The following is a 15,146-nucleotide window of genomic DNA, read 5'->3' on the forward strand; positions in this document are numbered from 1 at the left end:
AGATGTGGAAAACTACTGATCTATGTGATGAATTTGAAAAGGAATTACAAATATGTCGCCAGTCTTTTCGGTCTTTTGGGAAGAAAGAACAATTCTACGGAAAAATTGCAACTGTAAAAGTGAAAGATGATAATGTACTAGTGAAGGAAGGATTGCAAACATTACCAGAAGGAACAGTATTAGTTGTTGATGGCGGAGCGTCTACTAATTGTGCGTTACTCGGTGATAATTTGGCAGCTATTGCAGAAGAAAGAAAGCTAGCAGGAATTATTGTGAATGGATATGTTCGTGATTCTAGTGAACTAAAGAATATTAATATTGGTATTTTAGCGTTAGGAACGATGCCAAATAGAAGTGTGAAAGAAGGAAAAGGAGAACGAAATATTTCATTGCACTTTGGAAAAGTGGATTGGAATCCAAATGAATATGTCTATGCGGATGAAGATGGCGTCATTATTAGTGAAAAGAGTTTACATTGTTAAAGGTTAGTAAGTTACTATTCTTAGAAAATAAATCCGATAAAGCATGGACAAAATTCTTTGTCAATAGTAAAATAATACAGAAATTTATAATTTACAGAATGTATAGGTTTATCGTTTTACGATAACTTAAATGGAATTAAGTTGTGCCAAGAAAAGTGAATGTTATCACAATGATACGTTCATAAACAAAATTATTTTTCCTATACAAATATAGCCGCGAATAATGCGGGTAGGAGGTGTTGTACATTTTTGTTCGACACTTACAAAAAGAGAGTGTCAATCGCACGCCCTTGAAGGGCCTTTTTTTGTGTAAATGGTAGTAAGGGAGGAAATTTTGGGATGGCAATGTTGAAAAAATGGCTGCTTACGTCTTTAATGGCAGTGACACTTGTATTTGTTTCTTTTGCGAATACAGTACATATTACGTTTGCTGAAGGAAATACAGCAAAACTTGCAATTATTGGGGAATCACAAAAAGGCATTATGTTATGTCCGAAAGAAGAGCAAATTAAAGATGGGGAAACAGCTTTAAGTTTGCTGCAAAAGGTCATGGGGGACAAGGTAGAATCTGAAACGATGTCGTTTGGAACATATGTAAAAGGCATCGATGGTTTAATGGCCGGGGCTACAAGTGCTTGGCTGTATGATGTAAATGATAAGTCTGCAGAAGTCGGAGCAGATAGTTATAAATTAAAATCTGGAGACGTTGTTGTCTTTCGTTTTGTTTCAGACTGGAGCAATATAAGCCAGGAAACATTGAAAGAAACGCTAGATAAGTTCGGAACGTGTAAAACAGAAGAACCTAACGGTGGCAAAACAGAAGAACCAAAACCAGAAGGTCAAGACGGTAAAACACCAGATGGGAAAAATCAAGGTGACCAAGACGGTAAAACGCCAGATGGGAAAAACCAAGGTGATCAAGACGGTGAAAAACCAGATGGGAAAAACCAAGGTGATCAAGACGGTGAAAAACCAGATGGGAAAAACCAAGGTGACCAAGACAGTAAAACGCCAGATGAGAAAAACCAAGGTGATCAAGACGGTAAAACGCCAGATGGGAAAAAACCAGAACAACCACAGCAAGAGAACATTCAAGTTTCAAGTGCACAATTAAATGAAGCCATTTCTAAAACATCAGACAAGATGTTACAAGATGGAATTGAAAGTGATTGGGTAGCTGTAGCGCTTTCTCGTTCTGGAAAGAATGTGCCAATTGAGGCAAAATTAAATTATGTTAAGTCAGTAACTGAAAAAGTAGAAAAGCGCATTAATCGTTTTTCAGCGACAGATTTAGCTAGAACAATTATTATGATGAATGCAATGAGTGCAGACCCTAAAAATGTAGGTGGACATAATTTAGTTCAAAAATTGTATGAGTCAGATAAAGTGAATTCTGTTACAGGTTATGCATTTGCTTTACTTGCATTTGATACGAAGAAGTATGAGATTCCAGTTGAATCAAAATGGAACAGAGTTGCTCTAGTGGAAGCACTGTTAAATAATCAGCATACAGACGGTGGATGGACTTATAATAGTTCAGGTAGTAAAGATAATGCTAGTAGCGTTGATGTAACAGGTATGGTTTTATCAGCATTAGCTCCTTATCAAGAGCGATCAGATGTGAAACCAGCTATACAAAAAGCTGTTGCGTATTTATATAACGAACAGCTGCAAAATGGCGGTTTTTCAGCTGATGGACAAGAAAATTCAAATAGTACTGCGCAAGCAATTATTGGATTATCGCTTGTTAAAGATGTAGATCAAAATCGTCTTCATAAGGCAATGCAAAACCTATTATCATATCAACTTTCAAATGGTGAATTTAAATGGTTACCAAGTGATCAAAATGGTAACGGAATGGCTACAGAACAGGCTCTTTTAGCATTACTTCAATTTAAGGAAATGGGAAAATCTATTTATGATTGGTCTAATGTAGACGCTGGTGATGTAATTAAGCCAAAACCGATTGAAGAGCCAGAAAAGGTCGTTGAACCAGAAAATAATGTAGTAGAAAAAGAAGTTACTGAAGAACCGAAAGAACAAAACCAAGTACAACAAGAAACAAAAGATGAAAATCTAAAAGTAGTTGCAGATAACGAACCGGTTAAGAATAAAAAAATCGGAAACGGTAACAGTCTACCAAAAACAGGAGCATCTTCTCATAGTGCAGCAACAGAAGTAGGTATGGGTGTATTATGTATTGCTTCTGCATATGTATTATGGAGACGTAAAGCAGCTTAACAAAAAATTAGGAGCAATTATTTGCTCCTAATTTTCGTATGAAAGGTGAGAGATAGGATGAGTAAGGTGAAATGGTTCATTTCTTTACTGCTTTCGCTTGGGCTACTTGCCGGATGTGAAGAGGCAGCTGTAAAGCCTGAGAAGAAGGTAGAACCGAAGCAAGAAGAGGTAGCGAAACAAGAAGAACAAAAAGATGAAGCGAAGCCGGAAGAAAAAACAGAAGAAAAGCAAGCTGAATCAGAGCAAAAGCAGCAAGAAGAGCAGAAAGAGAAACAAGAACAAAAAGTAGAAGAGAAGCCGAAAGAGGAAAAGCCGCAGGCACAACCAGAGGTAAAGAAAGAAGAGAAACAACAGGAACAACCGAAAGAACAGCCGGCTGTAAATAAGCAACCAGAGCAGCAACAAGCACAAGAAGAGAAACAACAACCGAAAGCACCAGAAGTAAAAGAAGAAGCAAAGGTTGTGAATCAGCCGAAAGAAACACCGAAGCAGGAGCAAAAGACAAAGTCAGAAGAGAACAATAGTGTACCAGCTCCACCAACACCGGTACCACCACCAAACCCAGTGCCACCACCAGTACCACCAGTACCACCAGTACCTAAAGCAAAACAAGTAACAATCTCGGTAAAAGGAAATAACGGATATATAATGGGTGCGAAAAAGATGGATGTACAAGATGGCGATACTGTGTATAAAGTATTACAACGTACAGGATTAGATGTTGATGCAAGCGGATCTAGAGATAGTATTTATGTAAAAGGTATTAATGATTTATATGAAAAAGATATTTCGGATACTAGTGGATGGAAATATCGTGTGAACGGTGCTTTTCCAAACCATAGTGCTGGTGTAGCTACGGTAAAACCAGGAGATACAATTGAGTGGGTATACGTATTACAATAAGAAAGGCATTCGGTAAAGGGCTATGAAAATAAGTTTTTCTTCTTTACATCCTTTTGTGAATTTTTTCTATTATATCGGGGTGATGATACTATGTATGATGTGTCTTCATCCTCTTTTTTTAATTGGAGCAATAGTATTAATTATTATGTTAAATGTGATGCAAGGAAATAGCGAAAAGATAAGAAAGATGCTACCGAGCACAATTGTTTTCTTCTTTATGGTAATTTTATTTAATTCGTTATTAACGCATAGAGGTCGAACTACGTTATTTTGGTTAGGTGATAGCCGTATTAAGCTTGAGGCGATTATGTTTGGAATAGTAATGGGGTTATTACTAGTTGCAGTTATGTTTACGTTTGCGTCATACAATGATATTATTTCCAGTCATAAATTTTTATATTTATTTTCAAGAATTTCACCGAAAGTTGCATTGTTAACGATGATTACAGTGAGATTTGTTCCTTTGTTTATAAGGCGATTAAAGAAAATCACACTCGTTCAAAAGACGAAAGGTGTGCAGGTAGATTCAGGTTCGATAATTGAACGCGTCAAAAATGGTATGCAATTGCTGCAAGTATTATTAATTTGTTCATTGGAAGATGCACTGCAAACGGCAGATTCTATGCAAGCTCGTGGATTTGGTGTAACGAAACGTACGACATATATTCGCTATAGAATGGAAAAACGAGATTGGTATACGCTCAGTTATTTAAGTATTCTATTTATAATTGCTATCATATGTAGTACGTATGGCGGAGGAAAGTTAATCATTTATCCGAAAGTCGAATCTATTTTATTTCAGCAATACGATGGGATGATGTTTATCGTATTTACGATGTTTATTAGTTTACCAATTATAATGGAAGGAAGGGAATGGTTATGGTGGCGCATGCAGAAATAAACAATTTATCATTTGTATATGCTGATGAAAACGAAAAAGCGTTACAGCATATTTCTCTTTCTGTTCAAAAAGGAGAGTTTATTGCACTTGCCGGCGGATCAGGATCCGGGAAGACGACTTTATTAAAACATTTTAAAAAAGAATTACTTCCAATTGGTAAGCGTACTGGGGATACATATTATGATGGTACTTTATTAGAAAATGTACCTGATTTGTTATCTGCTCAAGAAATTGGTATGGTATTTCAAAATCCAGAAAATCAACTCGTAATGGATACAGTTATTCAAGAATTAGCATTTTCTTTAGAAAATATTGGGTTACCATCACATATTATTCAAAAACGAATAGCAGAGCTTATTAGCTTTTTAGGATTTCAAGATTTATTGCATCAATCTGTTCACACGTTATCTGGTGGGCAAAAGCAACTTGTTAATTTAGCTGCGGTATTAGTTATGCAGCCGAAGTTATTATTATTAGATGAACCGACAGCACAATTAGATCCAATTGCTGCGAAAGAGTTTTTAGGATTGTTAAAGCGTATTAATGAAGAACTTGGAATTACGATTGTTTTAAGTGAACATCGTTTAGATGAAGTGATACCACTTGCAACGCGCGTGATTTGTATGAATAACGGCCGAATCGTGTATGACGGTAGTCCGAAAGCGGTTGTAGCGAACATGTGGGAAGTAGAAAAGTTCCGTCCATTTATTCCGCAAATTCCAAGGCTATTTTTAGAGTGGAATGTGAGAGATATTCCGTTTACGGTGCGAGAGGCGCAAATGAAAATGAATAATTTTTCAGCGATATCATATGTAAATGAGCCAATAGCACAAAGTGAAAAGCAAGAGGTAATTTTAAGCGCAGAGCATATTTCGTTCCAGTACGAAAAAAATAGTCCGCTTATTTTACGTGATTTATCAGTTTCGATTGAAAAAGGAAAATGGGTAGCGCTCGTTGGGAAGAACGGTACAGGTAAGTCTACACTGTTAACGATTTTAGCAGGATTACAAAAAGCGAGAAGAGGGAAAGTAAAGTGGAACGGGAAAGTGATACATAAAATCGATTCGAAAGAACGGTTTAAAAGTATTGGGTATGTATCGCAGCATCCATATTATCATTTTACATTTGATACAGTGTGGGATGAGGTGTATGAACGTGCACGTGAATTATATGGAGAACAAGGAAAAGAAATAGCAGAAGATACGCTAAAACAGTTTTGGTTGTATTCGCTTAAAGAACGCCATCCGCATGATTGTAGCGGAGGAGAGCAACAACTTCTTGCATTATGTACAACGTTATTATCAAAGCCAACGCTATTATTACTTGATGAACCGACAAAGGGGTTAGATCCATGGAAGAAAGAAAGAGTAGGAGAACTATTTAGGGAGCTGCAAAAAGAAGGTACAACAATTGTAATGGCAACGCATGACATTGAGTTTGCAGCGAAATACGTGGATCGATGTATGATGTTATTTGATGGAGCAGTCATTATGAATGATGCACCGAAAGAATTTTTTAGTGGTAACTTCTTTTATACAACATCTATTAACCGATTCATTCGAAAAGAATTGCCATATGCATTAACGTGGGAGGATGTGTACGAAGCGTGTCCAAACGATATGTTGCATTCATAATATGTATTTTTGCAGTAATAATAGGCACATTACTCTTTACTACACTTATTATGGACGGTTATTACATGTTAAGTAGTTTGTTTTTATTAGTTGTTATTATGTTACCTTTCTATATCCGTTTTGAAAGGAAGGCGTTTGTTTCACGTGAAATTGTTCTCGTTGCTGTATTAGCGGCAATTGCAGCAGTTAGCCGCGTACCATTTTCTATTTTACCGAGTGTACAACCAACTTCTTTTGTTATTATCGTTTCTGCAATTGTGTTTGGAAGTGAAGCGGGTTTTATGATCGGTGCAACAGCAGCGATTGTGTCTAACATCTTTTTAGGGCAAGGTCCGTGGACGCCGTGGCAAATGTTTTCATGGGGTATGATTGGTTTTATAGCTGGATTATTGCGTAATACATTTTTAATGAAAAAGCTATGGGGAAGACTCCTGTACGGATTGTTTGTTGGATTTTTATTTGGCTGGATTATGAATTTCTGGGGACTTCTCGGTTTTATAAGAGAGGCAACGTGGGAAACAGTCATTTCGTATTACATCGCAAGTTTTTATTTCGATTTGAGCCATGCAATTTCGAATGTTGTCTTCTTACTATTATTTAGTACTTCTTGGATTACGATTCTCACAAGATTTAAAAAGAAATACGGTATATTAGATAAGCATAACATAGCATAGAAAAGCATACTCATATAAGGTAGGGTCGCGACTTACATATTCGTTTGCCTCTTTCATGCTTCTTACATATTGTAAGGAGCATTTTTTATTGTCAAAAAATAGTCCAATATATATCCGTTACTATATAAAATTATTTGTATAATAATAGGTGAGAACTATTTTCAAAAGGGAGGTGTATAGTTAATGAAGTTAGTTATTCCGAAGCAACATGGTGCATGGGCGATGCTTGCTATACCATTTCTATTAAGTGTCATACTTGGAAAACCTACTATATATCACATTCCATTGTTTATAGCTTGGTTCTTTATCTATTTAGCTACGTATCCATTCCTTATGTACATAAAACAAAAACGAAAAAAAGAGTATTTACATGCTTCAATTGTATATTTTATTATTGCGTTCGTATTTGGGATGATTTCTCTATTATATGAATGGCGCATTCTTTTATTCGTAATAGTCATGATTCCACTATTTATAGTAAATATGCATTATGCTCGTCAAAAAAATGAAAGGGCACTATTAAATGATATTTGTGCGATCATTGTGTTTTGTGTTGGTGGGTTAATTAGTTATTATTTTTCAATGAAACAAATCGATCATACAGCATTATTCATTGCACTTATTTCATTCTTATACTTTTTAGGTAGTACGTTTTATGTGAAAACGATGATACGTGAGAAAAATAATCCGAAGTATCGTTTTATATCTTGGGGTTATCATATTCTATTAACAATCATTGTATTTGCAATTAATCCGTGGTGCTCCCTTATTTTTATACCAAGTGTCATTCGAGCCATTATATTGTATGGCAAAAAAATTTCTATTATAAAAGTAGGGGTTTTAGAAATTGTGAATTCTGTATATTTTTTAATCATAACGGCAATAATTATGAAGTATGCCATTTGAAAAAACTTCCCACCTTATGATGGGAAGTTTTTTCAATCTTGTTCTAAAATGTGAACGGTGTAATCGCAGCGTTGAATAGCTTGTTCGATCGCATAAAGGGATTGCTCAATACGAGCGCGATTAAAATCTTTTTCAACAGTCTGTAGTGCTTCTTCTAAACAATGTTTTGCTTCTTGTAATGATTGAAAAGAATCTTGTACATATCCGCGAGCATTTTGATGCATTTCATAATCCTCCTTGCATATTCATATATGTATAGTATGAACAGTAAAGAAGAAAATATTATTTGTTATATTTGTTTGACAATTAAAATGAAATTACGTATAGTAAGAATTAAGTGAATATTTTCTTATCCAGAGAGGTGGAGGGACTGGCCCGATGAAACCCAGCAACCGCGATGCAGGTGCTAATTCCAGCAGAACATATTTGTTCTGGGAGATAAGACGAAGATATATACGTAACTTCTTCTTATCGGAGAGGTTTTTTTGTTGCAAAAAAACCGATTACGAAAATTTATCTTAAGAAGAAAGGGGTTGCGCATTGCTGTGACACTCGAAAAATACGTAAAACTGCGTAGTACAGTTTATGAATATATGATAGAGCAAGATAAGCCAATATCATTGTTAGATATTCAAGAACATATCGTTTCGCATCATGAAGGAAAATTCACGAAAAAGATGTTACATCAATTTTATTTATCAAGACTATTAGATGAACTGAAACTGGATGGGAAAATTACATTAGCTGATGAATATCTCTATACTGAAAAAGGGGTATTTTATAAGGCGAGAAAAGGGAGCTAAGCTCTCTTTTTTTTAAAATAACGGAGTATGTAGAGTAAAAGACTGCTTAAGCAGCCTGATACAGGGAATGGTGTTGAGTGTGTAGTGTCAAAAATTGAATGTGCCTGAAAGAGGCAATTCGTATCGGCTGCAAATGAAAAGAGACACCTTCGCCGAATAGGTGTCAGTCGTTTTGCAAAATAGACTTGCTATTTAACAGTTCTTAGAATAACATGCAGGGTTTTGGAAGTCAAAAGGGAATTAAAGGAAGGGGTACAATTATGTACGCTTACTTATTAAAAGATATAACGAAATGGATCCCAAAGTACGTTGTAGATAAGGGAAATGAATATTATGAAGATGGACATGTAGAAGATGTTGAAATACAAGATAACAAAGTGTTTGCTTTCGTTACTGGAAATGCAGGGAATTATGAAGTAGTTATCGATCTCGAAGATTTTTCAAAAAGTAGTTGCGAATGTCCGTATGAAAATTATTGTAAACATATGGCGGCAGTTGTTTATGATATTCAAGGTGCTGGTGAGAGTGCAGTTAAAGAGAAACTGAAAGATTTAGAAAAAGAAGAGTTACTTACTGTATTAAATCGACTGTTGCAAAGTTCGAAAAACGTACAAATTGTAGAGAAGTTATTAAAGAAGGGGTAACTTTAACGATAGAGGGAGTTGTTTTGTAGTGAACGTACTGATTATATACGCTCATCCTAATCCTTCAAGTTTTAACGGGGCAATTTTAGAGCATGTGCAAAAAGGGCTACAGGAAACAAATCATTCGGTTACGTTGCTTGATTTATACAAGGAACAATTTGATCCGGTACTTGTATTCAATGAAGAGAAGAAAAGACGTGATTTAATAAATGAAGAAGAGACAGCGCGGTATAGAAAATTAGTGGAAGAAGCAGATACACTTCTCTTTATATATCCGATATGGTGGTGGGGGATGCCAGCTATTTTAAAAGGTTTTATTGACCGTATTTTCGTAGCTGGATTTGCTTATAAATATGAAGGGGCTCTGCCGAAAGGATTATTGCAAGGGAAAAAAGCGTGGGTTATTAATACGTTAGACTCGCCTCTATGGTACGTCGCATTGTTATATCGATCAGCAGATTGGATTATGATGAAGAGAGGTGTTTTACGTTTTTGTGGCATTCGTGATATAAAACGGTCAGTGTTTCAATCTGTGAAAAGGAGTAAAGTATCAAAGCGCGAAAAATGGTTATTACAAATAGAAGAAAAGGCTCGTACATTATGAATGAAGTCGATCGTATTATAAACTGTTGTCAGTATGATAACGAACTTTTTCGAAAGTATATTACGTGTTTACTTCAATTGAAAAAATGCAGCGATACATTTCAACAAATTCAAATAGAGTTAAGAAATGATTATTTAATAAGAGGAATTTGTGAAAGAGAAGTAGATGAGGTAGTAAGGGGAAGTAAAGAATATGAAACATATTTTCTTCCTAAAGCGTTACAGTGGAATTTTTTGAGGGAACATCCACACTTGATCGGAAAAATTTGCGAAGATTTTTTTGCATTTGAGTCATTACACCTTACGGACATAGAGTGGAAGACAGTTATAAATTGCATGGGAAATAAATGATTTATTATGTAAAAAAGCTAGTATAAAACTAGCTTTTCGTTTAAATGAATAAGAAGCATAGACTAATGATAAAACCCGCATATAGTAAGTTCACAACACAAAATCCCATAATGTCACGAGCACCTAAACCAGCTATCGCTAATGCTGGTAATGCCCAGAAAGGTTGAATTAAATTCGTCCAAGCATCGCCCCACGCAATGGCCATTGCAGTTTTTGCAGCAGGTACACCAAGTTCAGCGCCAGCTGGAATCATAATTGGTGCTTGCACGGCCCATTGACCGCCACCAGATGGAACGAAAATATTAACGATGCCAGCACTTAAAAAAGTAAAGAGCGGGAAAGTTGATTCGTTTGAAATGCTAATAAAGAAATTAGAAATAGCTCCTCCAAGTGAAAGTCCTTCACTATTCGCTCCAATCATCATGCCCATAATTCCTGCGTAAAACGGAAATTGAAGTAAAATGCCAGAGGCACTTTTCGTAGAGTCTGAAAAAGCGCGAATATACTGAATCGGAGTGCGGTGGAAAATAAGTCCAGCAATTAATAACATAAAAATCACGATATCGAGAGTAAGATTAAATCCTTTCGTATAAAAGTAATTGAAAATATAAATGAGACCTAACAATCCAACGCAAAGTGTAATAATGATGCTATTTTCCATTTTTTCAGCGAATGTATTTTTTTCTACTTCTTGAGCAGCAGCTTCTTCATGGAACACGCTAGGATCTACAGTTATCGTATGTTTTTCATCTGGATGCATCGCTTTATTAATGAGAGGCATCGTAACGAGAAAAATAATAACTGGAACGAGAGCGTATGGTGAGAATAACGTTTCTGTTATCGGAATCGCCTCTTTAATACTTCCAGCAGTCGTTTTAATTAACGTTTCGCCGCCTGTTGCTAACGTAAGGGGGATAGAGGCAGAAAGACCGGCATGCCAAATGAGGAATCCAGAGTAAGAAGAGGCAATTGCTAGTCTATAATCTAATCCGTCCAGTTGCCTTGCCACTTCTTTTGCGTATAAAACAGATACAACAATTCCAAAGCCCCAGTTTATGTATGCACCAAGTAAACTTACAATTGAAATGGCAATAATGCCTTGGCCATTCGTTTTTGGTAGTCTGGCAGCTTTCGTTAATCCTTTTTTAATAAGAGGAGCATTTGCTAAAGCAGATCCAGTCACGAGTACAAGTGCCATTTGCATAGAAAAGGCAAGGAGTCCCCAAATTCCATTACCCCAGTGATTAATCATTTCTACAGGTGTTTGGTGAGTCGCGAACATACCAAAGAAGATAACGAAAACAGTTAGTAAACATGATAAAATAAACGGTTCTGGCAAGAAGCGCTGCACTAAGGCGACGCAACCATTTGTAAAGGAACGAAACAAAATAGATCAACCTCCTTATGTATATGTATTACAATTATTCGAGGTGTTTCGTTCATAACCTTTTAAAATCTGAAAATTTTGATATTTTAAAAGAGATTGAAATATTTTCAATAAGAGTAGTACCATCATAACCCTGACAAAAAATGATGGTAGCGGCATATAAGCAAATATTGTATACCGTAAGTGCTGAGCTACCTAACAATCCATCCAATCTGTTTGATAATAGTGTTTACTTTTGATGAGTTAACTCGTAAAGGAGTAAGTCATTCAGCTCCACCTGTTGTGGTTTCAAATGTAGCTTATGGTAGAACGATTTATGTAAAATTAGAAACAACATCTAAGAGCAAAGATGTACAAGCTGCTTTTAAAGCCTTACTTAAGAATAACAGCGTTGAAACAAGTGGACAGTATAAAGATATTTTTGAAGAAAGTACCTTTACTGCTGTAGTATTCATATTTCTTATGGCTGTATCAATGTTTTTAATGATTGCATTTCCCATTATTAAATCCCCATAAATATAGCCTATCTTAGGTTGATAGTGATGCATGGTGCCTCCATGTATGTAAATGCATCTTGTCGAAATTATTAAAAAGGGGAATCTTTCTATTTGAAGAACTAATAATTGATTGTCAATATGTATTAGAAATCTCAATCTAAACTAAAGGAGAACAAAATGGGACAAAACAATAAGGGCTTTTCTGAAACAGGATTGCGCAAAATGCGCAATATATTGGCGCGGCATGTCGATTCTGGAAAGATTCCTGGGCTCGTCGCCTTAGTCAGCCGAAACGGCGAGACGCACGTCGAAGCACTTGGAACAATGAGGCATGATGGTGGTGCACCAATGCGTCGGGACACGATTTTTCGATTGGCGTCCACTAGCAAGCCAATCGCAGTTTCACCAGTAATGGTTTTGCTCGATGAGTGCAAACTGCATTTAGACGACCCAGTAGACAAATGGCTACCGGAACTCGCCGACCGGCAAGTGTTGAAACGACCCGATGGCCCGCTAGAAGAGACCGTCCCAGCACGGCGTCCTATCACTGTACGAGACTTGTTGACCTCCACATTCGGGCTCGGAGTGGATCTCACGTTGATGGATTCTCCAATCATGAACTCGTTCTTCGAGAGTGGGATATTCGACACGCCAGGGCAGGATATGCCCGATCCAGATGAGTTTATGCGTCGCCTAGGTGCACTTCCGCTAAGCTATCAGCCCGGAGAGCGGTGGCAGTATCATATCAGTATAGAAGTAATCGGCGTTCTTGTTGCCAGGGTCACAGGTCAGACGTTCGAGTCGTTCTTGCACGAACGCATATTCGATCCGCTAGGAATGAAGGACACTGGATTCTACGTACCTCAGCTCAAGATTGATCGGCTTCCACCAGCCTTCACCCCCAATCCGGAGACAGGTGAATTCATCGTGTGGGATGAGGGGGCGGGTGGACGTTACAGCAAACCTCCAGCATTCCAAGCAGGCGGTGGTGGACTGCTTGGAACCGTCGACGATTATCACGCGTATTTGCAGATGCTTTTGAATAAAGGGATGCACGGCACTAAACGGATCCTGTCTAGGCCCGCAGTACAGCTGATGACCACCAACCGTCTTACTCCGGAACAACAAGTATACCGAGACGATTTGGCCAAAAATAACGTCCATTTGTCGTTCGGACAAGGGATCCAAGGTGGCTGGGGCTTTGGGATGGCGGTGCGTACCTATCTTGGAGACTACGCGTCTATCGGTCAATTCGGCTGGGATGGTGGAACCGGTACTTCAGCTTACGCTGATCCAGATAAACAGTTTATTGGAATTCTGTTCACCCAGGTTGGGATGTCGACTCCGGCCCCATCGCATCTTATCCAAGACTTCTGGACCACGGCCTACCAAGCGATCGAAGACTAGGGTATCGTTTAAAGGAAAACGCCAAGACGGATAGATAATCATAGGCTTGATGGCCATGATCACCACCATGGTTAAAAGTTAGGATAGGACCGTGTTGGAAGTACTGCGGTAACAGTTAGGCATTATTAATAATAGCACAACAAAAACTCCTCTTGGATGCAAGAGGAGTTTTTTATTGGGAATAGTAAGGAGGAGGGAGGTGCATTACATATGGGAAAAGGTAGAAGTAATAATGCTGGTAAAAAGCAACCGAATTTCGATGATTCATCTAATTTCGCTAAACAAAGCCAACCGACAGAAAAGAAGAAGTAAAAAAAGGATCTCTCTTTATCAAGAGAGATCCTTTTTTAATATATTGACGTTTCGGCAAAACATATCGATTGCTCAACCAAATAGACATTATAGTCATTCATGCAAGGCTTAAACTCCTTCGAATGGAAGTTAATTTAATATTATTGTCCTGCTTTTCATAATGCTTCTTCACGTTTACCTTATTTAAAAAGCCAATAAAAAAAGACACGTTTCCTAAATAAACGAGCTCTTAATGGAGTATTATCTTTATTTTGAGCATTTAATAAAATTCTCCAATTTATATTTTACTCTAATAGTCTATGAAATTTAATTAAATGTAAAATCTATATAGTAAGTTATAGATATTTATGAAGAACTTTAAATATATTATTCTACAATTAGGCCAAATTGTAGAGTGCAAGTTCTACTAGGTGTAAAACTATTGAGAAACATGAGGAGAGGGTTATATTGACTATTTATGAGCAATTTATAGAGGCACTTAAAGAAAAAATAGGCGATATTTTAACATCTGCAGAGGTAAAGGACAGATTAATAACAAAATTTCATACGAAACCGGGGAGTATGAATCCTGCTGATTATTGTTATAACCGCTATAACAAAGGAAGAGCTGTTAATAAAAATCTGTTTATATATAAATAAAAAAACTTATAGATATGTAGGTGAAAATTATCCTTATACTGGATTAGTTTTTCATAAAACTAAAGGGGCAGAGTGTGAATCTGTTGTAGGTGAGTGGGATAATGGGAAACTTCTTGTCAATGAGGATAAGGACAAAATAGGAATCTCACAAATTAAAAAGTTATATGAGGCATACTTTGAAATGTTACGATTTAAAATGAATGTTCTTGGTTGTAAGGCGACTGAATTAAGGCATCTTATAGGTCGTCTAGGTGAGTTTTTTTGTGTCCTTTACAACGAATGGTGAGCTATCCAAAGTGACGAATCAGCATGGATATGATGTCATTAAAGATGGACGAAGAATAAGTGTTAAAAAAACTGCTCAAGAAAAAGGGTTTATCACGATTAATCAAAACACATTTGACCAATTCGATGACTTCTTCGTAGTTCAGTATAAAGATGATGATTTGAAACTATTATTTTATGGGGCAAAGGAAGAGATTCCATCACTTAGACCATATGGGAATACTTATGAGGTTGATATAAATTCTTTAAAGAGAGTAGAAAAGACACTCCTATAAGGGTGTCTTTTTAGCAGAAGTAAGCAGCCCCAACAATGATGATTCAGCTTTGTAATTGTTATAGGAATCATATGAAACAAAAAATATTAGTGCTCAGTGACTAATATTTTCTATCCGGCCTCACCAAACTAAAAAAGAACATATACAAACATAGCCTTATAGAATTGTATTTAACTTTATTTAAATCTTTATGTATGAGTGT

14 protein-coding genes, 2 pseudogenes and 1 riboswitch are annotated in these 15,146 nt (G+C 36.7%); of the genes and pseudogenes, 14 read left to right on the top strand and 2 right to left on the bottom strand.

The annotated features are described in order from the left end of the window. Window positions 1-2 precede the first annotated feature (2 nt). The 7 genes from rraA (at window position 3) to ACO6VI_RS17800 (ending at window position 7,741) form a co-directional block, all read left to right on the top strand. The gene (gene rraA, locus ACO6VI_RS17770) at window positions 3-482 is read left to right on the top strand and encodes a ribonuclease E activity regulator RraA (RefSeq protein WP_063548012.1); all 480 of its coding nucleotides are present in this window, start codon (window positions 3-5) and stop codon (window positions 480-482) included. A 339-nt stretch (window positions 483-821) separates the two neighbouring features. After that, window positions 822-2,723: a DUF4430 domain-containing protein gene (locus tag ACO6VI_RS17775; RefSeq protein WP_063548010.1), complete on the top strand. Its 1,902-nt coding sequence runs from the start codon at window positions 822-824 to the stop codon at window positions 2,721-2,723. Window positions 2,724-2,780: 57 nt separating this feature from the next. Beyond that, window positions 2,781-3,626 (top strand): DUF4430 domain-containing protein, encoded by an 846-nt coding sequence (locus tag ACO6VI_RS17780; protein ID WP_161519906.1) that lies wholly within the window; start codon window positions 2,781-2,783, stop codon window positions 3,624-3,626. Between the two features lie 22 nt (window positions 3,627-3,648). Beyond that, entirely contained in the window at window positions 3,649-4,527 is an 879-nt protein-coding gene (locus ACO6VI_RS17785; RefSeq protein WP_015055161.1) for an energy-coupling factor transporter transmembrane component T, read from the top strand. Continuing rightward, window positions 4,500-6,161: an ABC transporter ATP-binding protein gene (locus tag ACO6VI_RS17790; protein WP_043924685.1), complete on the top strand. Its 1,662-nt coding sequence runs from the start codon at window positions 4,500-4,502 to the stop codon at window positions 6,159-6,161. Before ACO6VI_RS17785 ends, ACO6VI_RS17790 begins: the two co-directional genes overlap by 28 nt. Then, window positions 6,134-6,835 (top strand): ECF transporter S component, encoded by a 702-nt coding sequence (locus tag ACO6VI_RS17795; protein WP_023522507.1) that lies wholly within the window; start codon window positions 6,134-6,136, stop codon window positions 6,833-6,835. The genes ACO6VI_RS17790 and ACO6VI_RS17795 overlap by 28 nt, the downstream gene beginning before the upstream one ends. A 183-nt stretch (window positions 6,836-7,018) precedes the next feature. Then, window positions 7,019-7,741 carry a YwiC-like family protein gene (locus ACO6VI_RS17800; protein WP_000779946.1) on the top strand — a complete coding sequence of 241 codons (723 nt, stop codon included), beginning with the start codon at window positions 7,019-7,021 and terminating at the stop codon, window positions 7,739-7,741. Between the two features lie 32 nt (window positions 7,742-7,773). On the opposite strand, the gene ACO6VI_RS17805 is transcribed toward ACO6VI_RS17800, so the two are convergent. Further along, on the bottom strand, window positions 7,774-7,965 hold the full coding sequence (locus ACO6VI_RS17805; RefSeq protein WP_000554029.1) for a hypothetical protein: 192 nt from the start codon (window positions 7,963-7,965) through the stop codon (window positions 7,774-7,776). A gap of 122 nt (window positions 7,966-8,087) precedes the next feature. Continuing rightward, window positions 8,088-8,186, top strand: a riboswitch (SAM riboswitch). Between the two features lie 40 nt (window positions 8,187-8,226). On the opposite strand from ACO6VI_RS17805, the gene ACO6VI_RS17810 reads away from it, so the two are divergent. The 4 genes from ACO6VI_RS17810 (at window position 8,227) to ACO6VI_RS17825 (ending at window position 10,142) form a co-directional block, all read left to right on the top strand. Further along, window positions 8,227-8,544, top strand: a complete 318-nt coding sequence (locus ACO6VI_RS17810; RefSeq protein ID WP_002094089.1) for a hypothetical protein — start codon at window positions 8,227-8,229, stop codon at window positions 8,542-8,544. A 260-nt stretch (window positions 8,545-8,804) separates the two neighbouring features. Then, window positions 8,805-9,188: an SWIM zinc finger family protein gene (locus ACO6VI_RS17815; protein WP_088020600.1), complete on the top strand. Its 384-nt coding sequence runs from the start codon at window positions 8,805-8,807 to the stop codon at window positions 9,186-9,188. A gap of 28 nt (window positions 9,189-9,216) precedes the next feature. Then, the gene (locus ACO6VI_RS17820; RefSeq protein WP_078993945.1) at window positions 9,217-9,792 is read left to right on the top strand and encodes an NAD(P)H-dependent oxidoreductase; all 576 of its coding nucleotides are present in this window, start codon (window positions 9,217-9,219) and stop codon (window positions 9,790-9,792) included. After that, window positions 9,789-10,142, top strand: coding sequence for a type I restriction-modification system subunit M N-terminal domain-containing protein (locus ACO6VI_RS17825; protein ID WP_120460013.1), 354 nt, complete (start codon window positions 9,789-9,791; stop codon window positions 10,140-10,142). Before ACO6VI_RS17820 ends, ACO6VI_RS17825 begins: the two co-directional genes overlap by 4 nt. A gap of 40 nt (window positions 10,143-10,182) precedes the next feature. Here ACO6VI_RS17825 and ACO6VI_RS17830 read toward each other — a convergent pair whose 3' ends face one another. Continuing rightward, window positions 10,183-11,529, bottom strand: coding sequence for a short-chain fatty acid transporter (locus ACO6VI_RS17830; RefSeq protein ID WP_065484492.1), 1,347 nt, complete (start codon window positions 11,527-11,529; stop codon window positions 10,183-10,185). Window positions 11,530-11,666: 137 nt separating this feature from the next. Between ACO6VI_RS17830 and ACO6VI_RS17835 the strand changes: the two are divergent. From ACO6VI_RS17835 to ACO6VI_RS17845, 3 genes and pseudogenes are all read left to right on the top strand, one after another. Next, window positions 11,667-11,979: pseudogene (locus tag ACO6VI_RS17835) on the top strand (thiol-activated cytolysin family protein); the annotation flags it as partial. Between the two features lie 224 nt (window positions 11,980-12,203). Then, complete coding sequence (locus ACO6VI_RS17840) at window positions 12,204-13,433, top strand: serine hydrolase domain-containing protein (protein WP_161519905.1); 1,230 nt, start codon at window positions 12,204-12,206, stop codon at window positions 13,431-13,433. Between the two features lie 759 nt (window positions 13,434-14,192). Next, a pseudogene (locus tag ACO6VI_RS17845) lies at window positions 14,193-14,944 on the top strand (DUF7225 domain-containing protein). Window positions 14,945-15,146 lie beyond the last annotated feature (202 nt).

The organism is Bacillus sp. PSXD-155, from assembly GCF_049310765.1.
GTDB classification, from domain to species: Bacteria; Bacillota; Bacilli; order Bacillales; family Bacillaceae_G; genus Bacillus_A; species Bacillus_A cereus.